Source organism: Thermostichus sp. OS-CIW-32 (assembly GCF_054060415.1).
Map to the genome: position 1 here is coordinate 1 of NZ_JBSSDD010000018.1, position 25,435 is coordinate 25,435.

At 56.8% G+C, this 25,435-nt stretch carries 21 protein-coding genes; 14 read left to right on the plus strand and 7 right to left on the minus strand.

Features of this window, described 5'->3' with window-relative positions; genetic code table 11:
- Window positions 1–149: DegT/DnrJ/EryC1/StrS family aminotransferase (locus tag ACVWY8_RS13105; protein WP_457395538.1), on the plus strand; the 149-nt coding region annotated here is incomplete at its 5' end.
- Between the two features lie 278 nt (window positions 150–427).
- Here the strand turns inward: ACVWY8_RS13105 and glgB are convergent.
- Together glgB and ACVWY8_RS13115 are read right to left on the minus strand one after the other, a co-directional pair.
- Window positions 428–2,719, minus strand: coding sequence for a 1,4-alpha-glucan branching protein GlgB (glgB, locus tag ACVWY8_RS13110; protein ID WP_457395504.1), 2,292 nt, complete (start codon window positions 2,717–2,719; stop codon window positions 428–430).
- A 60-nt stretch (window positions 2,720–2,779) separates the two neighbouring features.
- Window positions 2,780–4,255 (minus strand): dihydrolipoyl dehydrogenase family protein, encoded by a 1,476-nt coding sequence (locus ACVWY8_RS13115; protein WP_457395507.1) that lies wholly within the window; start codon window positions 4,253–4,255, stop codon window positions 2,780–2,782.
- 487 nt (window positions 4,256–4,742) lie between these two features.
- Here ACVWY8_RS13115 and tatA point away from each other — a divergent pair, with 487 nt between their 5' ends.
- Window positions 4,743–4,988 (plus strand): twin-arginine translocase TatA/TatE family subunit, encoded by a 246-nt coding sequence (tatA, locus tag ACVWY8_RS13120; RefSeq protein WP_011433563.1) that lies wholly within the window; start codon window positions 4,743–4,745, stop codon window positions 4,986–4,988.
- Window positions 4,989–5,206: 218 nt separating this feature from the next.
- A complete protein-coding gene (locus ACVWY8_RS13125; protein WP_457395510.1) occupies window positions 5,207–6,043 on the plus strand; it encodes an anti-sigma factor domain-containing protein in 837 nt (278 codons plus the stop codon).
- On the opposite strand, the gene ACVWY8_RS13130 is transcribed toward ACVWY8_RS13125, so the two are convergent.
- Window positions 6,044–6,535 (minus strand): helix-turn-helix domain-containing protein, encoded by a 492-nt coding sequence (locus ACVWY8_RS13130; RefSeq protein WP_457397181.1) that lies wholly within the window; start codon window positions 6,533–6,535, stop codon window positions 6,044–6,046.
- 255 nt (window positions 6,536–6,790) lie between these two features.
- Between ACVWY8_RS13130 and ACVWY8_RS13135 the strand changes: the two genes are divergently transcribed.
- The 7 genes from ACVWY8_RS13135 (at window position 6,791) to ACVWY8_RS13165 (ending at window position 16,918) form a co-directional block, all read left to right on the plus strand.
- A complete protein-coding gene (locus ACVWY8_RS13135) occupies window positions 6,791–7,684 on the plus strand; it encodes a bestrophin family protein (protein WP_011433560.1) in 894 nt (297 codons plus the stop codon).
- Between the two features lie 193 nt (window positions 7,685–7,877).
- Entirely contained in the window at window positions 7,878–9,146 is a 1,269-nt protein-coding gene (locus ACVWY8_RS13140; protein ID WP_457395516.1) for a metallophosphoesterase family protein, read from the plus strand.
- A 2-nt stretch (window positions 9,147–9,148) separates the two neighbouring features.
- Window positions 9,149–12,745 carry an AAA family ATPase gene (locus ACVWY8_RS13145; RefSeq protein WP_457395519.1) on the plus strand — a complete coding sequence of 1,199 codons (3,597 nt, stop codon included), beginning with the start codon at window positions 9,149–9,151 and terminating at the stop codon, window positions 12,743–12,745.
- Window positions 12,735–13,928 carry a DNA double-strand break repair nuclease NurA gene (locus tag ACVWY8_RS13150; RefSeq protein WP_457395521.1) on the plus strand — a complete coding sequence of 398 codons (1,194 nt, stop codon included), beginning with the start codon at window positions 12,735–12,737 and terminating at the stop codon, window positions 13,926–13,928. Before ACVWY8_RS13145 ends, ACVWY8_RS13150 begins: the two co-directional genes overlap by 11 nt.
- Window positions 13,925–14,518, plus strand: a complete 594-nt coding sequence (locus tag ACVWY8_RS13155) for a hypothetical protein (protein WP_414341843.1) — start codon at window positions 13,925–13,927, stop codon at window positions 14,516–14,518. Before ACVWY8_RS13150 ends, ACVWY8_RS13155 begins: the two co-directional genes overlap by 4 nt.
- Complete coding sequence (locus tag ACVWY8_RS13160; RefSeq protein WP_457395524.1) at window positions 14,518–16,224, plus strand: ATP-binding protein; 1,707 nt, start codon at window positions 14,518–14,520, stop codon at window positions 16,222–16,224. Before ACVWY8_RS13155 ends, ACVWY8_RS13160 begins: the two co-directional genes overlap by 1 nt.
- Before the next feature lie 124 nt (window positions 16,225–16,348).
- On the plus strand, window positions 16,349–16,918 hold the full coding sequence (locus tag ACVWY8_RS13165) for a hypothetical protein (protein WP_414329892.1): 570 nt from the start codon (window positions 16,349–16,351) through the stop codon (window positions 16,916–16,918).
- Window positions 16,919–16,931: 13 nt separating this feature from the next.
- Here ACVWY8_RS13165 and ACVWY8_RS13170 read toward each other — a convergent pair whose 3' ends face one another.
- Window positions 16,932–18,122, minus strand: coding sequence for a M20 metallopeptidase family protein (locus ACVWY8_RS13170; RefSeq protein ID WP_457395526.1), 1,191 nt, complete (start codon window positions 18,120–18,122; stop codon window positions 16,932–16,934).
- 137 nt (window positions 18,123–18,259) lie between these two features.
- Window positions 18,260–19,024, minus strand: coding sequence for a 1-(5-phosphoribosyl)-5-[(5-phosphoribosylamino)methylideneamino]imidazole-4-carboxamide isomerase (gene hisA, locus ACVWY8_RS13175; protein WP_457395541.1), 765 nt, complete (start codon window positions 19,022–19,024; stop codon window positions 18,260–18,262).
- Between the two features lie 148 nt (window positions 19,025–19,172).
- Here hisA and ACVWY8_RS13180 point away from each other — a divergent pair, with 148 nt between their 5' ends.
- Both ACVWY8_RS13180 and ACVWY8_RS13185 read left to right on the plus strand, forming a co-directional pair.
- Window positions 19,173–20,543, plus strand: coding sequence for a 16S rRNA (cytosine(967)-C(5))-methyltransferase (locus ACVWY8_RS13180; protein WP_457395543.1), 1,371 nt, complete (start codon window positions 19,173–19,175; stop codon window positions 20,541–20,543).
- Window positions 20,544–20,648: 105 nt separating this feature from the next.
- Window positions 20,649–21,485, plus strand: a complete 837-nt coding sequence (locus ACVWY8_RS13185) for a TrmH family RNA methyltransferase (protein ID WP_457395529.1) — start codon at window positions 20,649–20,651, stop codon at window positions 21,483–21,485.
- 16 nt (window positions 21,486–21,501) lie between these two features.
- Here ACVWY8_RS13185 and recA read toward each other — a convergent pair whose 3' ends face one another.
- Entirely contained in the window at window positions 21,502–22,626 is a 1,125-nt protein-coding gene (gene recA / locus ACVWY8_RS13190; RefSeq protein ID WP_414331989.1) for a recombinase RecA, read from the minus strand.
- Window positions 22,627–22,861: 235 nt separating this feature from the next.
- Between recA and lgt the strand changes: the two genes are divergently transcribed.
- Both lgt and tsaE read left to right on the plus strand, forming a co-directional pair.
- Entirely contained in the window at window positions 22,862–23,686 is an 825-nt protein-coding gene (lgt, locus tag ACVWY8_RS13195) for a prolipoprotein diacylglyceryl transferase (protein WP_457395532.1), read from the plus strand.
- Window positions 23,687–23,689: 3 nt separating this feature from the next.
- Window positions 23,690–24,325, plus strand: coding sequence for a tRNA (adenosine(37)-N6)-threonylcarbamoyltransferase complex ATPase subunit type 1 TsaE (gene tsaE / locus ACVWY8_RS13200; protein WP_414341851.1), 636 nt, complete (start codon window positions 23,690–23,692; stop codon window positions 24,323–24,325).
- Between the two features lie 200 nt (window positions 24,326–24,525).
- Here tsaE and ACVWY8_RS13205 read toward each other — a convergent pair whose 3' ends face one another.
- Window positions 24,526–25,224 (minus strand): pirin family protein, encoded by a 699-nt coding sequence (locus tag ACVWY8_RS13205; RefSeq protein ID WP_457395535.1) that lies wholly within the window; start codon window positions 25,222–25,224, stop codon window positions 24,526–24,528.
- Between the last annotated feature and the right edge of the window lie 211 nt (window positions 25,225–25,435).

The window sequence follows — 25,435 nt, forward strand, 5'->3', positions numbered from 1 at the left end:
TGGGCTACAGGCGGGGGGATCTGCCCAATGCCGAGCTATGTGCGGCTCAGGTGTTGTCTTTGCCGTGTTTTCCTGAGTTGACCACCTGTCAACAAGAGCGGGTGGCTGCGGCCATTGCTGAAATCCTCTCAGAAAAAACCTGCCCGTAGCACTCAGTTATGTCTGCCTTATGGTCATTTCGATTCAAACTAGAACACTGCACCCACGCCCACAGTCATTTTAAATAAGAATGAAACGAAATGAAACATTTCCATCCCATTGCTTCCCAACTCCCCTCTCCCTCTGGGAAGAGGACTGGGGGTGATCTCGGAAGCGGTATGGAGCGCTTGGGGATTGTCTCAATCCAGCTTGAAAGGACTACAAATGGCCAAAAAACGAAGTCTCCAGACCCGTCCTCCCAGTGCGGCGGAAGGAAGCCAGCAGGGTGTCAATTCTGGGACTCGACCGGCTGCGGCGGCTGCCATTTCAGCACCAAGGTAGAAAGTTGCGGCAGGCAGAGCTCGAGGGAGTAGGGCAAGTTGTGGTAGGCCCAGTCGTCTGTCCACTTGCCCCCCAAATTGCCCACCCCGCTGCCCCAAAACTCCACAGCATCGCTGTTGAGCAGCTCTCGATAAAAGCCTCGCTCCGGCACTCCGATGCGGTAATGGGGCCAGACCACCGGCGTGAAGTTACAAACCACCACCACCCACTCCCTGGGATCCTCCCCATAGCGGATGAAGGAAACAATGCCGCGATGGTCGCTGCAGTCAATCCAGCGGAACCCTTCTGGCTTGGTGTCTTGGGTATACAGGGCAGGCTCAGAGCGCAACAGGTGATTCAGGCTGGCCACGTAGTGGCGCAACTTGGCGTGGGGTTCATACTGCAGCAGCCCCCAGTCCAGATCTGCCCAAACGTTCCACTCATTCCACTGGCCAAACTCCATGCTCATGAACAAGGTTTTCTTGCCAGGGTGGGTGAACATGTAGCCATACAAAGCCCGCAGACTGGCGAACTTATGCCAATGATCCCCCGGCATTTTGCCCAACATGTGGCTCTTGCCATGCACCACCTCATCATGAGAAAAGGCCAGCATGTAATTTTCGCTGAAGGCATACATGAGGCTGAAGGTAACCAAATGGGGATGGAACTGGCGGAACCAGGGATCCATGTGGAAATAATCCAACATGTCGTGCATCCAACCCATGTTCCACTTCAAGTTGAAGCCCAGCCCACCCACATGGGTTGGCCAAGTTACCATCGGCCAAGCAGTAGATTCTTCGGCAATGGAAAGTGCACCGGGGTTGTATTTGAAAATGAGGGTATTGAGCTGCCGGAAAAAGTCGATGGCTTCGAGGTGTTCCCGCCCGCCGTAGGGGTTGGGGATCCACTCTTTGCGGTCATAATCCAGATAAAGCATCGAGGCCACCGCGTCCACCCGGATCCCATCGATGTGGTATTTCTCGAACCAAAAAAGGGCATTGGCCACCAGATAATTGCGCACCTCGTTGCGGCCATAATTAAAAACCAAAGTGCCCCAGCCTTTGTGCTCACCTTTGCGAGGGTCGGCGTATTCGTACAGGTGAGTACCGTCGAAAAAAGCCAGCCCATGCCCATCTTTGGGGAAATGCCCAGGCACCCAATCGACAATCACGCCGATCCCGGCTTGGTGAGCCCGATCGACAAAATACATAAAGTCTTGCGGGGATCCATAGCGGGATGTTACGGCATAGTAGCCGATCACCTGATAGCCCCAAGAGCCATCGAAGGGGTGTTCTGCCACCGGCAACAGCTCGATGTGGGTAAAGCCCAGCTCCTTCACATAGGGGATCAATTTGTCCGCCAGCTCGCGGTAGGTGAGGAAGCGAGTGTTGGGCTTTTGATCCACCAGCACACTTTGCCCTTCGGCAGGTGGATCTTCAGCCGAGGCGTGCATCCAGGATCCCAGATGCACCTCATAAACCGAAATCGGCGAGCGCAGGGGATCGGTGGCGGCGCGTTTTTCCAGCCAGGCTTGGTCGTGCCAGGTGTAGGTGTTGAGGTCGGCTACGATGGAGCCGGTTTTGGGGCGCACCTCCTGTTGAAAGCCATAGGGATCCGACTTTTCGTAGATATCCCCCCAGGAAGTTTTCACCTCGTACTTGTAGATGGCGCCTGGCCCTATGCCGGGGATGAACACCGCCCAGATGCCGCTTTCGCCCAGCCGCTTCATCTGGTGTTGACGCCCGTCCCAGTGGTTAAAATCGCCGATAACGCTGACGTTGCGGGCGTTGGGAGCCCAGACGGCGAAATGCACCCCCTTCACCCCATCCACCGTGATGGGATGGGCGCCCAGCTTGTCGTAAATGCGGTGGTGATTCCCCTCGTTGAACAAGTAGCGATCCAGCTCGCCAATGTGGTTGACCTTCTCCAGGGGAAAGCGGTAGGGATCCTCCCATTCTTCCAAGTGTTCCCCTTGGGGATCCCAGACCCGTTGGGCCCGCAAAAAATAGTCCGGCAGAGGGGTTCCCGGCTCAAAGCGCAGCTCGAATAGCGTTTCCGGGTGCAGCGGCTGCATCGGGTAAGCCTGTCCAGTGGCGCGTTCCACCAGCCAAACCTGCCGAGCATTGGGCACAAGGGCGCGCACCAACCCAAAGGATTTCCCGGCCTCTTCTATCTGCTGGGGGCCCAAAACGGCATAGGGATCCTGCCATTGGTTGGAAACAAACTGACCCACTTGTTCGGCAGACAGGAGAAAGCCCATCGGGAACCCTCAGTAAATGACCATTCTAGTCTAGCGGTGGCTGACCCCCAGTTTGCGCTGTCAGCTCCAGGCCCGCCTCCAGGCAAAGAATCCCTGCAAGAAGTTCTGCAGGCGGGGGTTGGTGGCCAATTGTTGCCTGCGGTGCTGCAGGGCCGCCTTGGCGTTCACCTCCGAGCGGGTGGGGTAGATGTGGATCCCGGTCAGGGCAGAGACGGGCAGCCGCCGGCTCATGGCCAAAACCACTTCATGAATCAGCTCTCCCGCCTGGGATCCCACCAGGTGCGCCCCCAAAATCTGGCCGTTGCGTCGACAGATCAATTTGGCAAAGCCCAGGGGGGCGGCTTCTGCCTGGGCCCGATCCACATCGGCAAACTCCTGTTTGAGCACCACCACATCCTTGCCGTATTGCTGCCGGGCTTCGCTTTCGGTGAGGCCCACACGGGCCAGCTCCGGCTCGGTGAAGATGGCCCAAGGAATGACACGATAACGCGCTTGGCTGAGGGGGAAAAACAGGGCATTGACCAGGGCCACTGCCCCTTCGTAGGCCGCCACATGGGTAAATTGCGGCCCGCCGATGACATCCCCACAGGCGTAGATGCGGGGATTGCGGGTTTGCAGCTTGGCATTCACCTGGATCCCTTGGGGGGTGTACTGCACGCCGGCGGCTTCTAGACCCAGCCCTTCCACGTTCGGGATCCGACCGGCGGCCACCAAAATCTCTTCTGCACGGATCACTTGATCACCTGCAGCGGCGGAGCCTGCCCCGGAATTGGCCCTTAGGTAAAGCAGCTTTGCCCCTTGCTCTTGGCCGACTGCTGTGGCGCGTACCCGGGTGAGGATGCGGATCCCATCTTGGGTCAACTGTTGCTGCACCACCTGGGCGGCTTCGGGATCCTCCTTGGGCAAGATGCGCTCGCGGCTGGCAATGAGGGTCACCTCGGATCCCAGACGGGCCAGAGCTTGGCTCAACTCGCAGCCTACCGGCCCCGCCCCTATCACCGCCACCGATTTGGGCAAGCGGGTCAAGTCAAAGATCGATTCGTTGGTCAGATAGCCCGCCTCGGCCAAGCCCGGCAAGGGGGGAACCCAAGGACGGGATCCGGTGGCGATGACAAAAGCCCGCGCCTGTACCTGCCGTCCTGCCACCTCAAAGGTGCGCCCATCCACAAAGTGGCCCTTGGCAAACACCAGTTCCACCCCCAGTTGGCGGAAGCGATCCGGCGAATCGGCGTGGTTGGCGATGTAGCTCTGGGCAGAGCGAATGTGTTCGTACACCTTGAGGTAATCCACCGAGATCCCTGCTGGGCCAGGGAGAGTTACCCAACCGGCAGCCATGGCCTGGCGAATCCGATGGACGGTATGGGCCACGTGAAGAAGGGCTTTGCTGGGCACACAGCCATACCAGAGGCAATCGCCGCCCAAGCGGTCGCTGCCTTCCACCAGCAGCACCTTGGCCTTCAGTTGGGCCGCAGCGCTGGCCACCACCAGACCCGCCGCACCGGCGCCAATGACCACAATATCGTAGGAGACAGGCATGGCTTGTTCTGAACAAAAACATCGGGCAAGGGATAGCACCATCCTATGTCTTGAGTAGGCCGGGGGCAGGATGGGAGCATGCCTCTAACCCCCAAAACCCTGAACTTTGCTGAATTTACTGAGCTTTAGGCGGTTTGGCAAAAGTCATTGAGAGGGATATAGTAGACCAAGTTTCCCCCTGATCCTTGAGTCCACCGCAACGGTTGCCGGGAAGTGAAGGGGGAAAGCGCTCGGGGGGTATTCCTCAGGGCTTTGCGGGATACCGCCTTCCTGTTGGGACTCCGTCCCGCTGACGCGAACAGAGATAGGCAGGATGCGATCGCTTCTTTCCTGAACCATGTTCAGGAGAGTTCAGCGTGAATGTATCAGAAGGGGATCCCTTTCCACACCCTTTCTGCATGGGAGAAGAACTTGTTAGAGTGGGACGGATGGATCCCTTGCAAGCTGGGTTGATCCGTCTGTTCTACTTTTCAGGTTTTGGGGACTTATGACTATTCTGCTGCCGAGCGAACCTATCCTGGCCGTGAGCATCTTCGGCATGGGCCTGCCAGAGCTGGCCGTGATTGGGGTGATCGCGGTGGTCGTGTTTGGCCCCAAGAAGCTACCGGAGTTGGGCAGCGCCTTTGGCAAAGCGTTGCGGAGTTTCAAACAAGAGATGAACAACCCCAGCAGCGATGACGAGCCTGCCGGCACGGAAAAGGTGGAGAAGGTGGTGGAGAAGGATGCCGCCTGAGGGTCGCGGAGAGGGGTGGGATCCCAACTCCTGCAAGGGGCCTGCTGCCGGAACTGTTGAGAGGGGGGATCCAAGCCAGCTTTGGATGAGAGGTGAAGTCAGCTCGCAAGGGAGCCAGATCCAGGGCTAGTGTATAGTTCTGGAAAGTTTCCCGGCCCGGCGCTACCGGCTGAGCCAGGATCAGCCTGGATGGGCCCATCGGATGCCCCAGAGGTGGTATGGCTGAGCTGACCGATTTCGAGTTGATGCGCCAGATCCAACTGCGGGATCGCCGCAGCCACTTCTTGCTCAAGGATCGCTATCGGAAGCGCCTGCTGGATATTGCCTTGGCCATTCTCAAGCAACCTCACCAGGCAGAAGAGGTGGTGCGGCAGGTGTTTGAGTTTTGCTGGAAACACGCCGATGCCTTTGACCTGCAGCGGGATCGCTCGGTGGCCCTGTGGCTCTACGAGTTGACGGCCTTTCAAGCCAGGGAACGGCTGCGGCGTTGGGCTTGGCTGCCTGTCCCCCTCTCCATTCAAACTTCGGCTCCCCTGTGGCCGCAACGTCTTCTCTGGGGCAGCCTGGCAGTGCTGGGGATCTACGCGGTAGCCATAACAGCGGCCTACTGGCGGCTGCGCTGGCAGTGGGGATCCCCCATCGAGGGAGAGTCGGTGGCAGTTCAACGGCTCTACCAAGAGTGGCAACGACAACCGCAAGTGCAGCGAACCCTGCTGCGGGATCCCAGCTTCAGCACTCCCCTGTTGGTGCAAGCCCTCTGGTCGCCCCATGCCAAGCAGGTGCTGCTCTTGGCCTCGGAGATGGCCCCTGCCCCCCCAGGGAGCACCTATCAACTGTGGCTGGAGTCGGATGTCCAGGGAGGGGGACGACTGCTGGAAAGCGCCGGCACCTTTGCCGTCAACGCGGAAGGATCCCTGCAATGGCTCAGTCAACCCCTCCATTCTGAGCAGCCGACCCGCCTCCTCATCACCCTCGAACCGGCAGGAGGAAGCGAATCCCCCACAGGCCCGCCTCTGCTGCAGAGCAGTTTTTGGATCCCTGCTGCCCAGCCCTGATCAAGAGAGATGGGGGGATGGCTGGGGAGTTTGTCCCCCGCTCTTGCGCCGCTTACTCCGGGATCCCCGCAAGCGCACCTTGAGACGGTAGCGAACCGTTTCGTGAACGACCTTATAGGAGGCATCCACACCGTGCGTTTCCCGCAGCCATTCGCGAATGTCGCTGTAGGTACGGAATCGGCCAGGCTGATGCAGCTCCTGCTTGAGGATTTCCAAAACCGGCTTGGGGATGAGGGGTTTGCGCCCTTGGTTGCGGGGCACCGTCAACATGCCCTCTAGCCCCTTGGCCTTGTAGCGTTGAAACCATCGAAAAATCGTTGAGATGTCCCGCCCCAGAATTTCAGCCAAGCCTGTCATCGTCTTGACTTTCCCAATCTTGAGCAGGTAGAGAGCTTGAACCCGCTCCTTGCCGGTTGGTGTAGACTGCTTGCTTAGTAGGGATTTAAGCTCTTCAGCCGATTCCTGAATGTCGAGCTTGAGGACTCCAGCCATGTCGAGGTATCGCAGAACGGCGTTGAATTCGTTGCCTGGCGGAGAGTCTACCACAGTAACTTGGGGTTTTGGAAGTTGTTCGTGAAGTTTGCCTGGGCATCTCTTGACGTTTACAGAATCTCGAACTGAAAAATCTCTAACAGGCTACCCTCGTCGCTTTTCAGGATGGTCGGGCAAGGGATCCCCTCTAGGGCGGCAGGCCGTGGCTGTAGGAGTGGCTGTAGGATCAGAGAGCAAGCTTGCCGACGCTGCACTATGGTTCTTCGCAAGTATCTTGCAGGAGAGGGGCTGCGTTGGTTTCGCCTGGCCCTGCAGTTGCAAGGATCAGTTGTGCCGGCAGTGCTGCCCCGCGCCTTTATCTGCGGCTTGGCCGGGGTGCTGGTTTCGATTCTGTATAAGCTGGGGCTGCCCCTGGCGCTGTCGTCGTTGGTGGCGTTTGTGCCCAACATCGTTTTGGGTTTGATGCTGGTGTTTCGGACAAACACCGCCTACGAACGGTTCTGGGAGGGGCGGAAAGCTTGGGGATCCGTGGTGAATGACGTGCGCAATTTGGCCCGCCTGATTTGGGTAGCCATTGAAGAAAAGCAACCCGGCGACCGGGAAGAGAAGATCCAAACTCTATATCTGTTGCCCGCCTTTGCCATGGCCATGAAACAGCACTTGCGCCAGGAACCTTTGCTGGATGAGATTCAGCCCCTCCTCAGCCCGGAGCAGTTGCAACGTCTCCAAAGCCTCAACCATCCCCCTTTGCAGATTGCCTTTTGGATTGGAGATTATCTGCAGCGCCAATACCAAAAGGGCCGCGTTGAGGTCTACCAGCTCACGATCATGGTGGAGCGGCTCAACAGCATGGTGGATGCGCTGGGGGCCTGTGAGCGCATTCTCATGACCCCAATGCCCATGGCTTATGCCCTGCACTTGAAGCAGTTGCTGTTGCTTTACTGTTTGTCTTTACCGTTTCAAATGGTGGAGGGCTTGGGTTGGATGACCGGCCCCATTGTGGGATGGCTGAGCTTTATGTTGTTTGGCGTTGAAGAGATCGGCATCGAAATTGAAAATCCCTTTGGCCGGGATCCCAATGATCTGCCCCTCGATAACATTTGCAACAAGATGAAGCACAATATTGCGGATTTGATCAATTCCACTTAGGGAACTCTCGCCGTTCTGGATGGCAGGGCAGCTGCCCATTTCAGATCCTCAGCTCAGATCCTCAGCCGGCACCTACCCCTAGTGGAGATAGCCGGGGCGAACCCGATGATTGAGAGGAAGGGATCCCTATATCTTGGGTAGGGAACAAGATGGGTTTGCTAAACTGTGGACAATTTGCCGAGGTGCTCTGGGGATGGCCTGCTCAACCTGCACATTTTTACACCTGGCCGATGTGCATCTGGGCTATGACCGCTACGACAGCCCGGAGCGGAGCAAGGATTTCTTTTTGGCATTTCGGGATGTTGTCCGGCGCTATGCCATTCAGGATCCGGTGGACTTTGTGCTCATCGCCGGGGATCTGTTCGAGCATCGGCAGATTCAGCCCGGCGTTCTCAACCAAGCCCAGATCGTCTTGCGGGAGCTGCAACAGGCCGGGATCCCGGTGTTGGCCATTGAGGGCAACCACGACAATCGCCCCTATGGCGTGAAAACCAGTTGGCTGAGGTACTTAGCCGATCACGGGGAGTTGATCCTGCTGGAGCCTGAGGAAGGGGAAGAAGGACTGGAGCTGCGTCCCTGGGCGGGTGGGCGGGGGGGCTACCTAGACCTGCCCTGTGGGGTGCGGGTGATTGGATCCCAGTGGTACGGATCGGCAGCTCCCAGGTCGATTGAGCAGTTGGCGGCGGCCATTCGACGGTTGCCCCCCGGCCCAGAACGGGTGGTGTTGATGTTCCACCACGGTCTAGAAGGCCAAATTGCCCGTTACCAAGGCGCTTTGCGCTACCGGGATCTGTTGCCCTTGCGGGAGGCGGGAGTGGGCTACCTGGCCTTGGGACACATTCACAAAAGCTATTCCGAGGGGGGGTGGATCTTCAACCCGGGATCCCTGGAGGCCAACAGCACTGCCGAATGGGACTTCCAACGGGGGGCCTATCGCGTCCGCTGGGGAGATGGCCCACCCCAAGCGGAGTTGGTGCAGGATTACCATCAGCGGCCCCGCCGCCGGCTCTATCTGGAGGCCAAGGGCAGAGAAACCCCCGAACAGATTGCCGCAGCAGCCATTGCCTTGGCTAAGGGATCCCGTTTTCAGGAAAGTGAGATGGAGCCGATGGTGGAGTTGCGGCTGGTGGGACAGGTGGGGTTCGCCAAGCATGAGCTGGATAGCCGCGCCCTACAGTGTCAAATTCAGCAGCTTACCGGCGCCTTGCTGGTTCTGTTTCGTTTTGAGGCCAATACTTTAGAGCTCGGGTCGGCTGCCCTTTCCTTGGAAGAAGAGGGGCAGAGGCTACAAATCGAAGAGAAAATCTACAGGGATCTGCTGAGCAGCCATGCCCACTACCGCAAACGCAGTGAAGAGCTAGCGCGGCTGCTTCTGGATCTTAAAGAAAAGGTTTTGGATGGGCAAGGAGAATCTGAAGTGTATGCTCACCTAAGGGGAGCTTTTTGGGGAGCAGAAGACTGATTATGCGGATCCTCTCTCTCGCTTTACAAAACTTCAAATCTCATGAGGATGCCGTCTTCACGTTTGAGCCAGGTATTAACGCCATTTGCGGAGAAAACGGAGCGGGCAAGACCAGCATTTTGGAAGCCATTGCCTGGGTTTTGTTCGACTACTGCCCCTACAGCCAAGAAGAAATCATTCGCTCCGGGGCCAACGACGCAGTGGTGACTGTGCAATTTATCTCCCAATGGGATCAGCGCACCTACGATGTTCGCCGCAGCGTAACGCAGGGATATCGTCTCTTTGATCCCCAGCTGAAGCAGCGCCTAGAGTATGAGCGCAAATCCGATGTGCTGCCGTGGCTGAGGCAACATCTGGGCGTACCTGCCGGCACCGACCTGGCGCGGCTCTTTGCCACAACGATTGGGGTGCCCCAAGGGACGTTCACAGCCGACTTTCTCAAAACCGGTCGAGATCGCAAAGAAGTTTTCGATCGCATCTTAAAGGTGGAAGAGTACCAGCAGGTAGCCAAAGACCTGTTGGCGGTCGAGAAATACAGCGAGGCGCAGATTCAGGCCATTCATCATCAAATTGAATTGCTCCGCCAACAGCTACAGGAGTGGGATCCGCTGCAAGCGGAGCGGCAGAAAATCCAACAAGAACTGAGTTATTGGCAAGAGCGCTTGAGTCAATCGATCCACACTCTGGATCAGGTTAAGCTTGAGATCGAGCGACTGGAGAAATGGCTTGAGCAAATCCAAACTTTAGATCACCAGATTGCCCAACTGGAGCAAAAGGGATCCCTGCTTCAGGTATCTCTTGAGCAGGCAGAAAAGTTATGGGCAGAGGCCAGGCAAGCTCAAGCGCAGCAACAGCAATACTGGGAGGGATCTCAGCATTTTTTGGCCACAGAAGCTCGCTTGCGGGAGCTGGAAAAACAGCAACAGCAACGCTTGGAGTGGCTGAAACAGCGGGATGCTTTGCTCTCGCAAAAGCAGCATATCGAAAACCAATTGGCAAGACTTCAAGAAAAGTTAAGCCAACAGCAGCGCTGGAAGCAGGAGCTAGAGGAGCTAACCCCGCAAATTCAGGCCCAAGAGGAGCTAGAGCGTCAGCAGACCTATTGGACTCAACAGCTCAACACGTTGCTACACCTGCACCGCGAATGGGAACAGATCCAGGCAGAATGGACAGCCCACGCCGAGCGCTGTCAACTGCTACAAAGCCGAGTGCAAGAAGCTGAACAGGCCCAGGCCATATGTCGGCAGCATCAATTGACCTACAACCGTTATTTGCAGTTGGAAACCCTCATTGCAGAGCAGGAAGCGCTGCGGCGAACCCGACAAACTTTACTGGCTCAACGGGAAACTTTGCAACATCAACTGCATCGATTGGAGCTGCAGGGATCCGAATATCAGCAACAACTCCAGATCTTCCAAAAAATGGAGGCGGAAAAACTTGAGCTGCAACCCCTGTGTGAACGGCAGGCCTCCCTGGAGCAGCGCCACTCCCAACTTGGCGAGAAGTTGGCTTCCTTTCAGGCTCTGCGCCTTGAACTCAAACAACGGGAAACGGAGCAGGAACAAGGCCAAGTCCAATTGCAACAACTGCAGCTCCAACTGAGACAACGGCAGGCGGATTTGGAGCGGGTAGCCGCCATTCCTGCGCTCGAAACTCAACAGGAGCGATTGCAAACTCAGCTCAGCCGCATTGCCGCAGCTCGTCAATTTCAACAGGAGCTACAAGCCCTTTTTGAGCAGGGCTCGGATCAATTGGCTCAACACCATCACAGCATCCGGCAACTTCTGGACGAATTGGAAGCGCAGCGACACAACTATCCCCAACTTCAATCTCTGTGGCAGCGGATCCCAGAGGTACTCACTCGATCTTCAGCACTCAGCCAACAGTTGCTCCAGTCCATCCATCAGATTTTGCAGGATCTGGCTCCCCAAACTTCCGAGCCCCAACTTCGTCAGCAGTTGTCCAACATCCAAAAACAACTCAGGACTTTGCAACCCTTGCTCGGCCTAACCGCACAAATACCCGATTTACAAGCCCAAATTCAGCAACTGCTGCAGTTGCAAGCCGAACGACAAAGCAGAATTGATGATCTTCACTGGGATCTTGAGGCTGAGCCCACCTTCCTTCGGCAACAACAGGAAATTGGCCAGGCGCTGCAAGAACTGGGGGATCCCAGAGGGCAAATCCAGCGCTTGGAAAGAGATCTCAGCCGCAAGTCTAGGGTTGAGCAAGAATATCAACAAATAGCGGCCCATGTTCAGCAACTCCAACAGCAGATACAAGCCCTAGAAGAGCAGCTGCAACCGCTTTCAGATCTGGATGAAAGAATTGCAGCTTTGCGGGAAGAACAAGGCCGGCACCGCAACAACTACGAGACCTTTATCCGCATGCAGCCTCTTGCCCAAAGTTTGCCCCGACGGCAAGATGAACTCCAAGCGGCCCAGTTGGCCCTAGATCAAATCCAGAAAGCCAAGCAAGAAAAACAAGCCCAGATCGACCGCTGGGAACAAACAGAGGGATCCAAAGATGACCTGCAAGCCCAAATTGAAAAAGCCGCCAAAACCTTAAAATCTCTGGGGGATCCCAGAAGTCAAGCCGAACGGCTCAAAGCAGAGCTAAAACAGGAAAAGCAGTATTTACAAATGCAGGCCGACTGCCTGCAGCAGCTTCAGGATTTACAGGCCGCACTCAACCCTATCGAGGAGGCCCTATGCCAAACGGAGCATCTGGATCGAGAGCTGGGATCCCTGCAAGAAGAACGGGAACGATACCGTTTAGATCACGAGCGCTATCTGCAGGCAGAACCCATTGCCCAATTGCTTCCCCAACGGGAACAGGAACTGGCCGAGCTAAACGCCCAGCGGCAGCAACTGCAAGCTCAACTCTCCCAACTTCGCGCAGCACGGGATCCCTTGGCTGCTCTGTATCGACCGCAGGAGCATGAGCGCCTTCGATCCCTTTTGCAGGCCACTGAAATTCAAAAAGCCGAAGCCCAGGCCCGCCTGGAGAGCCTAGCTCCTCAACTGAGCAAAATTGAGGAAAAGTTGCGGCAATTGGAACAGACCAAGGCAAGCTTAAAGCAAGTCGAGGCCGAAAAAACTGAGAGAGAACGCCTGCACCGCTTTATCAAGTTTAGCCGAGATACCTATAGAAAAGCCGGCCCTCAAATTACCCAATACTACCTGCAGCAGATCAACCATACTGCCGATCACCTCTTCCGAGAAATTCTCAACCGTCCCAACGTCACCCTGACCTGGGAAGCCGATTATGAGATCCGCGTTCAAGAAGCCGGCAGCCCCAAACGACGGTTTGCCAGCCTTTCCGGGGGAGAGCAAATGTCGGCGGCCTTGGCAGTGCGCTTGGCTTTACTCAAGGTGTTGGGACAACTAAATATTGCCTTTTTCGATGAGCCCACCACCAATATGGATGCCCAACGGCGACAGCGGCTGGCAGAGGCTATTACCAACCTGCGATCTTTTGAGCAGCTGTTTGTCATCAGCCACGACGATACCTTTGAGCAAATGACAGAAAATGTTATTCGGGTGGAAAGGCACTCCGGATCCAAGTCGGTAGGGAGGGATCCCGCCTATGGTGTTTAGAGCCGACCGGATCCTGGCGGTCTTGCAGCAAAAGCGGGAAGCCTTTGCCACTTTTGATCAACGGCTATCGGAGCGCAGAGAATACTATAAGCAGGCCATGGAAAGCTTGTGCCAGTGGTCAAGCCTAGAGATTGCCGAAAAAATAGCTCCATTCCCTTTCCCAGGCGCTTTACCTACTGCAGAGTGGGATCGCTACTCCAATTGGAAGATCCCTTTTGAGCAGGAATGGGCCAATTACGAAGAAAGCCGTGAGTGGGCGAAATCGGTCATTGAAAATATTCCCACCTTTGCCGTGGATGGATCCCAGATTTATCCCAGCAAAGATCTGTCAATACCGGTGGCGCTGGTGCAAATCGGCTGGTATGAAAATTATCACTGCGCAGCAGGCTTGTACGAAAAAGACATCCAAGTGGATGTATTAACCCCAAGAGACCTGGGATCCGACAGCAGCGGCGAACCGAAAGAGCGAATGGTTAACATGCGCCGCTTTCAAATGGAAATCGAGAGACTTGTAGAATACATTCAAAAATCTCAACCGGGATCCCGAAAATTGGCCTTTTTGGATGGGGCGCTGGTGGCTACTTTTGCCGAAGTCTTCGAGCCAGAAAGCCAAGATTTCTATGTGCAGTGTTTGCTCCAGCTTTTGCGGGCCAGCGAGCAAAGCCGGATCCCTATCGTGGCTTACATAGACACCACCTACACTTCCGATCTGGTGACGTTGCTCAAGCATTGTTTTGACCTACCCGAAGCTCCACAGCTTCACGATGCGCAACTGCTCAGCCCCTGGTTGGAGTGGGGGGATCGCACACCTTTTTTCATCTGTGCCCGCGGCGGCAGCCTCAACCCCCAAGATGGGATCCTCAACTCCTACCAAGAAATGCGGGAGCGAGTGGGGTTTGTTTACCTGCGCACCAATGACAACTTTCCGGCCCGCTTGGAAATACCCGTTTGGGTTTATGAGGCAGGACTGTTGGACTGGTTGGTGGATCTGGTTCGCTGTGAGGTGGTGATTGGGCGAGGTTATCCTTATGTGCTGGAGACAGCCGATCAAATAGCCGTTATTCGCAATGAGGATCGCAACCTTTTCTTACGCCTCATGCAAGATTGGGCCGCTCGCGAGAAGCTGAACCTGAGGCTATCTCGGAAAACGGTGAGTAAACTACAACGGAGACGAGTCCGATGAGATTGGGAAAGGTGGTTCGCTCCAACAATCACTGTGATTATGTGGTGCAGGTGGACGATGCTTTAGAAGTCAAAAATCCGCCGACTCCTGATGACTATGGCTTCGGCAGCTTTGTCAAGCTAGAAAGCGACCGGCGACACTGGGCTGTAGGTCTGGTTTACAATACCCAACTCCTGAATCCGATGTTCCTCAATTCTGGGCCGCGCCTTTCCAGCCAGCCGGATCCCTATTTTTCCCCCGATCTGCAGAATGAGGTGCGCACGCTACTCTCGGTGGTCTTAATCGGGGCCTTGGATGAAGAGCGCCGCTGTGGCCGGCAAGGGATCCCACGCGTGGTGGTGCCTGTAAACACGCCGGTTTTTCGCATGAGCCGGGAAGAGATCCTGCGCTTTCACCAGGATCCCCAAGGTCAAACCCAATTTTCCTACTATGGTTTGCTGCTGAGTAGCGGCGGCAACTTTGCCAATCATTTGATCTACCAAGTCTTGAACGACATTACGCCGATGTTTGCCGATCCAGCTCAACGGCGAGCCCTGCAAATCTTAAGCAAAGAACTGGCCTGGAAAATGACTGTAGGAGCGATGCGCTGATGCCCCAAAAAATCACCGTCAATGGCCACTACCCAGAAGCCAACCTCTCTCCAACTGAGGACTCTCCAGAGGTAATTGGCACTGTCAAAGGGCCTGGAGAAACCTCTAACCAATATGTTTTCATCACTTCCAATACCCAAGCGGTAAAGGTGGGCGATTTCGTCTATTACGAAGTCCAGGATCCCCAATCGCAAACCCTGCAAATCTTGGGCAAAATTAGCCAGGTTCAACTCCTCGATCACATTCCCGATCGCATCTTTGCCGATACCGAAATCGACCCCAGCACCATTGTGGCTCTGGTGGGCTTCACCCATCCCAATCCGGAAATCTATGCGGTTACCGTCGAGGTCATCGGCTATTTCAATCAGAAGATGGGCTTTATTAACCCCCGCCGCGCTCCGGATCCCGGTGCCAAGGTTTTTCTGGCCTCCAATCGTCTGCTGAAATCAATTTTGAACAAACGAGATGAAACAGCCATTGGGGGTGCTCACTTAGGCAGCCTGTTGTTGCGCGATGAGGGAGCAGTGCCCGTAGTACTGGACGTCAAGGAAATGGTCAGCACCCATCTGGCCATTTTGGCGGGGACAGGATCCGGCAAATCTTATACAGCAGGGGTTTTGATTGAAGAGCTGCTTTTGCCCAAAAACCGAGCTGCCGTCCTCATTTTCGATCCCCACGGGGAATACCACACGCTGGCAGAAATGCAGTCCCACCCCAAGTTTTTTGGGGAAGATGGATACCGACCCAAAGTCAAGGTTCTTTCACCGCAGGAAATTAAGATTCGTGTATCTTCTCTTAACTTCTTTGATATTCTGACCCTGCTGCCGGAAACCAGCGATCGGCAAAAATCTTTTCTGGAAAAAGCCTTCCGCAGAACAACTCAATTTAACCCACTCCGCTGGACGATTCAGGATTTAATCGATGCCGTAAACGAGGCTGATTCCGCAGAGGATGGATCCCAAGGATCCTCAGCCGCCGCTTTGGAGTGGAAATTAGAACAGATCGACCGTTCTCCTTATTTCAGCAATGTAGAACATCTGGCCCCCAAAGACTTGTTTGAGCCGGGGCAGGTGACCATTCTACAAATGCACGAGATCAGCCAGGAAGAACAGCAGGTGATCGCCGCTGCCATCTTGCGCCAGGCCAACTATGCTCGCATCAATACCCACAAAGGCAAGATCCAGGCAGGGGACGAAAATTACTTGCCCTATCCCGTCTTTATTCTGCTGGAAGAGGCCCATCGGTTTGCCCCTGCCCACGAGCCTTCCCGTTGCAAACAGGTGCTGCGCACCATTCTCAGCGAAGGACGCAAGTTTGGACTGGGAGTAGGGCTGATCACGCAACGCCCTGGCAAGTTGGACTCGGATATTCTGTCTCAATGCATGAGCCAATTTTTGATGCGAATTGTCAACCCTGCCGATCAGGAAAATTTGCGCCACAGTGTCGAGGCTGCCGGACGGGATCTGTTACAGGAATTGCCCGCCTTGAGCAAAGGTCAGGTGATCATCTCCGGGGTGTGCGTCAATACCCCCGTGTTATGTAAAGTGCGGAAGCGTTATACGCAGCATGGCGGCGAAACGTTGGATATTCTCGGCCTCTGGCAAAGGCATTCCCAAGAGCACCACCAACGGGATCGCTTGGCCCAGTCGGCCCCTCTCAAACCGCGTCCTCAACCTCAGGTGGTGGATGGACTCAGCATTGATTAGCAATGGCCCAAAACTCCAACTGTGGCCTGATCTCAATCGCTGAATCTGCCAAATCTACAATCCGAAACCACTGCTTGATTGCAATACAATTCATTTCACAGAAACAAGTTTTGGGGCGAGCAGGATGAGGAAACAAGCCCTTTTGCCAGGTTTGCTGGGCATTGCCGTTGCGGTTCTGCTGGGATCCGGGCCTGCCTATGCTCAGTTGCGGCTGATCCCCGAAGCGGCGCGGCGGGTGTACGAGGCATTGCCGGATCTGCCGCTGGAAAACGTCTACACCCCCATTAACCCCAATGACGGCGGCCCTACGCCTGAGGAAGATACCTTGGTGCGGCGGATGATGGTTTACCATCTGCAGGTGGCCGGTCGCTCCCCGACCGACCGCTTTGACTGGCAACTGACGCTGGCGGACTATTTTGATGCCAATGAGCCAATCATCGCCCAACGGTATCCCGGTGCCGACCGCCTCACGGTCAACCCCTACGCCCAAGACAAAGCCGTTGTACAATCCCTGAACCGGCAACAGCGACAGGCCCTGCTGGAAGCCCTTGTGCTGGCCTTCGGTGGGGATCCCAACCCAACGCCCCTCTACATTCCCACCGACGGGGATCCTGCCCCTACCCGTCCCACCCCAGAACCTATGAAGCCCTTGCTGCTTCCCGGCAGCGGATCCGCTGACTTGCTCAGGCCCTAGCCGAGGTTTCCCGCTAACTCAAGGCTTGCCCGGTGTAGTTCTCAATGCAGCGCAGGAACAGCTCTACCCCAATGCCAAGGGCAGCCTCATCGAAGTCGAAGCGGGGGTGGTGGTGAGGGTAGTTCAGGCCCCTTTCGGGGTTGGCGGATCCCAGGAAAAAGTAGCAGCCAGGCACCTCATTCAGGAAAAACGAGACATCCTCTCCGCCCATGGTCATCTCTGGGATGATCCTCGCCTCTGGGCCAAACACCTGGCGGGCAGCTTGTTCCACCAGCGCTACCATAGCAGGATCGTTGCAAACCGCTGGGTAGCCCCGTTCGTACTGAAACTCGTAGGTGGCTCCGTAGGCTTGGCAAATGCCGGCAACGATTTCTTCCATACGTTTTGAGATCAAATCCCGCACTTCAGGGTGAAAACTGCGCACAGTACCCCAAATTTCTGCGCTTGGGGCGATAACGTTGAAGGCATCGCCGGCCCGGAAACGGCCTACCGTCACCACCGCCGGCTGCAGCGGATCCACATTGCGGGAGACAATGGTCTGCAAAGCATTGACAATGTGGGATCCCACCACAATGGCATCCACTGTTTGTTGGGGAAGGGCAGCATGTCCGCCTCGCCCGATCACCTGAATCTGAAAGCGGTCGGCAAAGGCCATCGAGGGGCCACTTTTCACGCCAATAGTGCCCAGAGGGCGATTATTCCACAGGTGTAGGCCGAGGATGGCTTCCACATCCGGGTTTTTCAGAACCCCCGCCTCCAGCATGGGCTTGGCTCCGCCGGGGCCTTCTTCGGCAGGTTGAAAAATGACCTTGACGGTACCCCTGAGGTGGTGGCGGTGCTGTTGCAGCAGCTTGGCGGTGCCTAGAGCAATGGCGGTGTGGCCGTCGTGGCCGCAGGCGTGCATGACGTTAGGGACAGCGGAGCAGTAATCAACTTCGTTAGCCTCGTGAATGGGCAGGGCATCCATGTCGGCCCGCAGCGCCAAGACTGGCCCCGGCTCTTCTCCTGTAATGGTGGCTACAATGCCAGTGTGGGCAATGCCAGTCTGGTGCGGGATCCCCCAGCTTTTCAGGCGCTGGCTGATGTAGGCGGCGGTTTGCTTCTCCTGGAAGCCCAGCTCAGGATACTTGTGGATGTGGCGGCGCCAGGTCACCAACTCGGGTTGTAAAGCTCGAACAGCAGGGCGAAGTGCGGGAAAGGACATGACCTGAAAAACAAAAAAACAAAAATGTCTTGGAAAACCTTCACCGATGGCCAGTGTTGGTTGCATGCAGTTGCCTGTCGATTTTGCCCAGTATGGCATTGCTGAGGCTGCTTTCCGCTCGGCGTCGAGGTGGACATCTAGGCCCACTGGGATCCGGTTTCCGGCGGCAGATCCTGCCAACGGCCCGGCCCCACTGCTTGCAAAGCCTCTTGCAAGGAGATCGCCCCTGAGTAGAGGGCCTTGCCCAAAATGGCCCCTGTCAAACGGGGCAAGCTCAACAAAGCCAGCAAATCGGTCAGCGAGCCGATCCCTCCCGAAGCAATTACAGGCACTTGAGAGACGGCTAGGATCTGGCGCAGCTGTTCTAAATTGGGCCCGGCCAGGGTGCCATCCCGGCCAATGTCGGTGTAGATGATGCCGGCGACGCCCTGTTCCCCCACCCGTTGCACCAATTCGGTGGCCCGCAGGGGAGTGGTGCTCAGCCAGCCGCGGGTGGCCACTTGCCCCTGCCGAGCGTCGATCCCCACCCAAACCCGACCGGGCAAGGCTTGGGTCATCGCCTCCAGGGTGTCGGGATCCTCTACGGCTAGGGTGCCAACGATCACCCGATCCACCCCCAGCTCCAGCAACTGCCGCGCCCGTTCCAGGGATCGGATCCCACCTCCCACCTGAATCGGGATGGCCAGTTGGCGCACCAGGCGCTCGATGGTAGGCAGGTTAATCGGATCCCCGCTTTTGGCTCCGTCCAGATCGACCACATGCAGGCGAGGAGCACCCTGTGCCGCCCAAGCTTCGGCCTGCTGGATGGGGTCATCGGCCACCTGTTCCGCCTGGGCGTAATCCCCCTGGTAGAGGCGCACGGCGTGGCCCTGGAGAAGGTCGATGGCGGGGATCACCTCCAGAAAAGCAGTTGAGTAAGGCATGATGGGATCCCTTGAGGGGCTTCTCCAGTATCGCCTGGGAGCGGCCTTGCTCCAGCGGAGATCTGGATCTCTAGACCCTAAAGTGCTCCACACCGCTGACGCGATGGGAGAACATCCTGAGATGACTATGAACGCGCGCCAACTGGCTCTGTTGGCTCTGCAGAAAATCGAGCGCCAAAACGCCTATGCCGACCTGGTTCTGGGGCATTTGTTGGCCAACAGCAGCCTGATCCCCGCCGACCGGCATCTGGTCAGCGAGCTGGTGTATGGCATTACCCGCCGTCGCCGCACCCTCGATGCCTTGATCGATTGCTTTGCCCAGCGTCCTGCCCACAAGCAGCCCCCCGATTTGCGACTGATTCTGCATCTTGGCCTCTACCAACTGGCTTTTTTGGATCAGATCCCGGCCAGTGCTGCCATCCATACCAGCGTGGAATTGGCCCGCCAGATGGGGCTGGGATCCCTGACAGGGGTGGTGAACGGCATCTTGCGCGCCTACCAGCGGCAAGTGTTGGATCAGCCAGAGAAGGATCCCCTCAAGCCCCTCGAGGACACTCTGCCAGCCGACCCAATTCAGGCTTTGGGGATCCGGCACAGCTTTCCCGACTGGTTGGTGAGCCTATGGTGGGAGCGCCTGGGGCCGGTGGAAACGGAGCAGTTGTGTGCTTGGTTTAATCAGCCACCCCACCTGGATTTGCGGGTCAACCCACTGCGGGCAGATGTGAATAAAGTCATTCAAGCCTTGGCAGCAGCCGGGATCCCTGCCCTCCCCATCTCCGAGGTGCCGGGTGCCTTGCGACTTCAGGATCATGCTGGCGACATCACGGCCCTGCCCGGCTTTGCCCAGGGTTGGTGGAGCGTTCAAGATGCCAGTGCCCAGCAGGTGGTGCATTGCCTGGATCCCCAGCCAGGGGAGCGGGTGATCGACTGCTGCGCTGCTCCGGGCGGCAAGACCACCCAAATAGCCCAACACATGCAGGATCGGGGGGAAATCTGGGCTTTGGATCGCCACCCCCACCGTCTGCGGCGCCTGGAGGAAAATAGGCAGCGCCTGGGCTTGAGCTCAATCCGTCCCCTGGCCATCGACCTGTTATCCCTGAGCGCTGCCGCCGATCGCGTCAGCGGGACGGAGTCCTTACCCCCTGCCCCCTTGCCCCCCTGGCAGAGTGCTGACCGCGTACTGCTGGATGCCCCCTGCTCCGGCCTAGGCACCTTGCACCGCCATGCTGACGCTCGCTGGCGGCAGACTCCAGAGCGGATCCCTGAATTGGCCCACCTGCAAGCTCAGCTTCTGCAGGTGGCAGCCCGTTGGCTTAAGCCGGGCGGGGTGTTGGTGTACGCTACCTGCACGCTGCACCCTGCCGAAAACGAGGAGATCATTCAAGCCTTTCTCGACAGCCACCCCAATTGGGCTGCTGAAGGGGATCCCCTGCTCATCTGGCCCCACCGGCAGGATCGGGATGGATTTTTTATCCAACGGCTGCGTCGATACGGTTAAATAAACCTTCCATCGTGGTGCTTCCCAGGTGCTCCGAGCCATCAACCCTCAGCTTTCCTGAGGGAGAAAAGGATTATCTCCAAGCAAGAGACTGACTGTTGCCCCATGGTTTCTGATCGCGTTAGCGGGACGGAGTCCTTACTGCTGACCAGTCCGAAAAACCCCTGGATCCGCAAGTTGCGGCAGTTGCACCGCAGCAAAGGCCGGCGGGAACAGGGCGCCTTTTTGGTGGAGGGATCCCACCTCATCGAAGAAGCCCTGCGAGTTGGCTGGCCCCTGCAGGCTCTCTGCTACACGCTTGAGTGGGCTGAGCGTTACCCACAATTGCTGGCCAATCTGCCCAAGAGTCTACGGCGGCAGGCCGTCAGCTCAGAAGTCATGGCAGCGCTCTGTACCACCGAGTCTCCCGAAGGAGCTGTGGCCGTGGCCGTCAGTTGGCAGATTTCCTCTCCCCCCCTGTCCAAGTTACGTTTGGGCCTTGTGGTGGAAACGCTGCAAGATCCAGGCAATTTGGGATCCCTAATCCGAGTCGTGGCCGCCGCAGGAGCCGACGGCCTTTGGCTAAGCGCAGACAGCGTCGATCCCGAAAACCCCAAAGTCTTGCGGGCCTCTGCCGGCCAGTGGTTTCGCCGTCCGCCCCAAGTCGTGCCCGACCTAGCCGCCTGGATCCAGAGCTGCCGTTGCCACGGGATCCAAGTCTTGGCTGCTACCCTCTCCCCCACAGCAAACTGCTACTGGGATCAAGATCTCACCCGCCCTACCCTTTTTCTCCTGGGCAACGAAGGGGCTGGCCTGAGGGAAGCGACTATCCAACAGGCCGATGCCCAGGTGCGGATCCCGATGGCCGAGGGTGTCGAATCTCTGAACGTCGCTATGACGGGGGGGTTGTTGCTCTACGAGGCCCTGCGCCAGCGGCGATCTCGCTCAGGAAGCGCTCCCTGAACAGCTAGCTGCTCCCTCAGAACTCTTCCTCTACAAAGACCGCATCCTCATTCTCTTCCTGCTCTCCCTCCTCCATCGCTGCCGGCCGGCTGGCGGAAACCGTCACCCCCGCAGAAAGTTTCTCCCGCACAGCCGCTTCCACCTCCGCTAGGAGCTCTGGGTTTTCCTTCAAGTAGACAACCAGATTGTCCCTTCCTTGGGCAACATTTTCCTCCTTGTAGCTGTACCAAGAGCCGCGCCGCTTCAGAATGCCCATCTCCTCGGCCAGATCGATAATGCAGCCGATGTTGGAGATCCCTTGGCCGAAAATGATGTCAAATTCTGCCCGCCGGAAAGGGGGGGCAACTTTGTTTTTCACCACCTTGACCCGCGCTCGGATCCCGTATTCTTCCGCACCTTTTTTCAGGGTTTGAACGCGGCGAATATCTAGCCGCACCGACGCATAAAACTTAAGGGCATTGCCGCCGGTGGTGGTCTCCTGGGGGCCATAGCCTATGCCGCCAATTTTGGAGCGCAATTGGTTTAAGAAAAGAACGATGGATCCGGTTTTGCTGACATTTCCGGCAATCTTGCGCAGCGCTTGGCTCATCAGGCGCGCCTGCAATCCCACATGGGCATCTCCCATATCCCCTTCGATCTCAGCCCGGGGCACCAACGCTGCTACCGAGTCCACCACCACGATATCCACAGCTGCCGAGCGCACCAACTGATCGACAATCTCCAGGGCGGCCTCCCCCGTGTCCGGCTGGGAGATCAACAGGTTTTGAATATCAACCCCCAAAGCTGCTGCGTAAGTGGGATCCAGCGCATGTTCCGCATCCACAAAAGCTGCCGTTCCCCCTTGTTTTTGCACTTCGGCGATGGCATGTAGGGCAATTGAAGTTTTCCCAGAAGATTCCGGCCCAAAGACTTCGATAATCCGCCCTTTTGGGTAACCTCCGCCCAAGGCCAAGTCGAGGGTGATGGCCCCACTGGGTATGGTCTCCACCCGCATCTGGGTGGCATCTCCCAGGCGCATGATTGCCCCTTTGCCGAAATTCCGCTCGATCTGGCTTAACACCTGCTCCAGGGCTTTGCGTTTTTCTGACTTCAATTTGTCCGAGTCATCAGCAGTGTTCACAGCAGCGGCTTTCCGGGCCATAACCCGCATCCCCCCCAGGAGTCGTGGTGGAAAATCGAGCCTGCATTCTAACATTGTCGCCTTGCTCTGAGCGGATCCCTCTCCCTCCAACTGCAGTCAGCTCGTACCTTGCCTCGGTTCCTAACTCCCCTCTCCCTCTGGGAGAGGGGCTGGGGGTGAGGGCAGGTCTTCTGCATAGCCTTGCAGAGCGGGTAGAGTGGGCTAAAGGGATCTGCTCAGGAATGTCCCCACGGTCATGACTTTGGTCTTACAATCCCCCGGCCCGTTTGTGTTTAGTTGGGGGCCGCTCAGCCTGCGCTGGTATGGCTTATTGATCGGCCTGGCAATGGTGTTGGGCTTGCTCCTGGCTCGCCATCTGGCAGCTCGGCGTGGCCTTCCCCCCAGTTCCATGCCTGATCTGCTGGTGTGGTTGGTGGTTGGATCCCTGCCCTTTGCCCGTCTGTATTACGTGGTCTTTGAATGGGAGCGCTATCGAGATGGCCCTTGGTGGCAGGTCTTGGCCCTCTGGCAGGGGGGCATTGCCATTCACGGTGCCTTGATCGGCGGCAGTGCGGCGCTTTACCTGTTCGCCCGGCGGCACCAGCTGAGTTTTTGGTTGCTAGCCGATTGCCTTGTTCCCTCCCTCAGCCTTGGTCAGGGGATCGGACGTTGGGGCAACTTCTTCAACAACGAAGCCTACGGAAAGGTGTTGCCTCCGGATAGCCCTCTGTGGGTACAACTGCAGCTGCCTGATGGATCGCGCGTCCATCCCACTTTTTTGTACGAATCCCTCTGGAACTTTGGTCTCTTCGGGCTCCTGCTCTTTTTAAGCTACCGGCGCCAGCTTCCCCCCGGCACCCTCTTGGGCCTCTACCTGGTGGGGTACAGCCTGGGGCGCTTCTGGATCGAAGGCCTGCGCACCGATAGCCTCATGCTGGGATCCCTGCGGGTGGCGCAGGGGGTGAGCCTGTTGCTCATTGGAGCAGGCCTGGCCGCAATCTTGACAGCTCCCAAACGCGTTTCTGTTCACCCAAACGAGGCAACTTCCTCGCCTGGGATCCCCGCCCCAAAGGAGTTGTAAGCCATGGCCAGCGAACAGAATGAAGAGCTCTGGCAGCAAGCCTCCCCTCTGCTGCTGCCATCCGCCGCTGCTACCCAATCACTAGGGGCCCTCGTAGCTCAAGCCGCCCTTGGCTTCCTCGCCCCTTCAGGTCAACAAAAATCTCCCCCTCCCAGCCGCAGCCTCGGCTCCACTTCCGGCTTGGTCATTCTTCTCGAAGGTAATCTGGGCAGCGGCAAAACCACCTTTGTGCAGGGACTAGGGCAGGGCTTGGGGATCCCTGAACCCATCGACAGCCCCACCTTCGTGCTGGTGCAGGAATACCACACCGGACGGATCCCTCTTTTCCATTGCGATCTCTACCGCCTAGAGACCTCTTCTGCCGCTCGCGCCGGTGGGAAAGAATCCACACTCCTAGAAGACCTAGGGCTAGAAGAACTTTGGAGCCAAGGTGGGATCACCGCTATTGAGTGGCCCCAGTACCTCCGCCATCTGCCTGCGACCTACCTCTGGCTGCGCCTACAGCCCCATCCCCAGCAGGAAGGAGCCCGCCTTCTACACGTCAAGGGAAAGGGATCCCAGACTGGCCACCTTTGGCAGCAAGTTCTTTCTCAATTCACTCAGCAAAACCTCGAAGAAGGGATCCACTTCTCCTCCTGAAAGTACTTGAAAGCAGAAGAAAAAGTTGAGATCCCAAAAGACTTATGGTCATTTCGATTCCAACTAGGACACTGCACCCGCGCCTAAAACGTTGAATGTACGGAGCCAGAAGGCTCTTCTCAGCAGTTCAGTCGCTTCACCCCAGCCTAAAACGACTATAAGCTCAAGGCAAACAGCCAGAATTCAGCCAAAAGTCATCCTCAGGCCAAATCAAACAGCAGCACCTCAGCCCCTTCTTCACTGAAAAGGTTGAGCTCGCTTTCCCTAGCAATAGCCACGCCATCTCCTTCTCGCAAAAACAAGCCATCCAGGGTCACATCGCCCCGAGCTATCTGCAGCCATCCGTAGCGCTTCTCATCCAAGTGTCGGTGAATGGTGCGTCCCGGCTCAATCAACCCCGCATAGAGATTCACATCCTGATGCACAATCACGGATCCCTGGCGCCCATCTCGAGAGGCAACTAAACAAAACTCATTGGGATGCTCTGTCAAACCCGTCGCTTTTTGTTCATAGCTGGGCTGCAGGTTTTCCTGCTCCGGCAAAATCCAAATTTGCAGCAGATGAACCTCCTCATCTGCCGAGTGGTTGTACTCGCTGTGCCAGATCCCTGTGCCTGCCGTCATCCGTTGAATTTCACCAGGACGAATCACAGATCCCGTGCCCAAGCTGTCTTTATGCTCAAGGATCCCTTCCAAAACATAGGTAACGATCTCCATGTCCCGGTGCCCATGGGTCGGAAAGCCAGCACTCGGGCTGATTCGGTCATCGTTAATCACCCGCAAAGCCCGGAAGCCCATGTAGCGAGGGTCGTAGTACTCTCCAAAAGAAAATGAGTGGTAAGTATCAAGCCAACTGAGCTTGACATGACCCCTCTCTTCCCGCTTGCGCAAAGTCAGCATCACAGTTTCTCCGAAACCTGACCCTCGCAACCATCTTATTAACTCTGCAGTCAGAATGTCAATATTCAAACAGTTTTATTTCTTCTTTTCCCTGCTATTCTCGCCAAAAACTTGCCAAAAATTTTGGGTTGGATATCTTGACGGGGTGGTGGGGGTGGGGATAGGGTAGTAAAGCGCCACAAGGCCACCCAGCCCCGGCGCCCCAGAACCT

What these genes read in the sequence shown, in the direction of transcription:
- glgB (WP_457395504.1), bottom strand. Translation starts at nt 2,719, where the DNA reads ATGGGCTTTCTCCTGTCTGCCGAACAAGTGGGTCAGTTTGTTTCCAAC.
- ACVWY8_RS13115 (WP_457395507.1), bottom strand. Translation starts at nt 4,255, where the DNA reads ATGCCTGTCTCCTACGATATTGTGGTCATTGGCGCCGGTGCGGCGGGT.
- tatA (WP_011433563.1), top strand. Translation starts at nt 4,743, where the DNA reads ATGACTATTCTGCTGCCGAGCGAACCTATCCTGGCCGTGAGCATCTTC.
- ACVWY8_RS13125 (WP_457395510.1), top strand. Translation starts at nt 5,207, where the DNA reads ATGGCTGAGCTGACCGATTTCGAGTTGATGCGCCAGATCCAACTGCGG.
- ACVWY8_RS13130 (WP_457397181.1), bottom strand. Translation starts at nt 6,535, where the DNA reads ATGGCTGGAGTCCTCAAGCTCGACATTCAGGAATCGGCTGAAGAGCTT.
- ACVWY8_RS13135 (WP_011433560.1), top strand. Translation starts at nt 6,791, where the DNA reads ATGGTTCTTCGCAAGTATCTTGCAGGAGAGGGGCTGCGTTGGTTTCGC.
- ACVWY8_RS13140 (WP_457395516.1), top strand. Translation starts at nt 7,878, where the DNA reads ATGGCCTGCTCAACCTGCACATTTTTACACCTGGCCGATGTGCATCTG.
- ACVWY8_RS13145 (WP_457395519.1), top strand. Translation starts at nt 9,149, where the DNA reads ATGCGGATCCTCTCTCTCGCTTTACAAAACTTCAAATCTCATGAGGAT.
- ACVWY8_RS13150 (WP_457395521.1), top strand. Translation starts at nt 12,735, where the DNA reads ATGGTGTTTAGAGCCGACCGGATCCTGGCGGTCTTGCAGCAAAAGCGG.
- ACVWY8_RS13155 (WP_414341843.1), top strand. Translation starts at nt 13,925, where the DNA reads ATGAGATTGGGAAAGGTGGTTCGCTCCAACAATCACTGTGATTATGTG.
- ACVWY8_RS13160 (WP_457395524.1), top strand. Translation starts at nt 14,518, where the DNA reads ATGCCCCAAAAAATCACCGTCAATGGCCACTACCCAGAAGCCAACCTC.
- ACVWY8_RS13165 (WP_414329892.1), top strand. Translation starts at nt 16,349, where the DNA reads ATGAGGAAACAAGCCCTTTTGCCAGGTTTGCTGGGCATTGCCGTTGCG.
- ACVWY8_RS13170 (WP_457395526.1), bottom strand. Translation starts at nt 18,122, where the DNA reads ATGTCCTTTCCCGCACTTCGCCCTGCTGTTCGAGCTTTACAACCCGAG.
- ACVWY8_RS13180 (WP_457395543.1), top strand. Translation starts at nt 19,173, where the DNA reads ATGAACGCGCGCCAACTGGCTCTGTTGGCTCTGCAGAAAATCGAGCGC.
- ACVWY8_RS13185 (WP_457395529.1), top strand. Translation starts at nt 20,649, where the DNA reads ATGGTTTCTGATCGCGTTAGCGGGACGGAGTCCTTACTGCTGACCAGT.
- recA (WP_414331989.1), bottom strand. Translation starts at nt 22,626, where the DNA reads ATGGCCCGGAAAGCCGCTGCTGTGAACACTGCTGATGACTCGGACAAA.
- lgt (WP_457395532.1), top strand. Translation starts at nt 22,862, where the DNA reads ATGACTTTGGTCTTACAATCCCCCGGCCCGTTTGTGTTTAGTTGGGGG.
- tsaE (WP_414341851.1), top strand. Translation starts at nt 23,690, where the DNA reads ATGGCCAGCGAACAGAATGAAGAGCTCTGGCAGCAAGCCTCCCCTCTG.
- ACVWY8_RS13205 (WP_457395535.1), bottom strand. Translation starts at nt 25,224, where the DNA reads ATGCTGACTTTGCGCAAGCGGGAAGAGAGGGGTCATGTCAAGCTCAGT.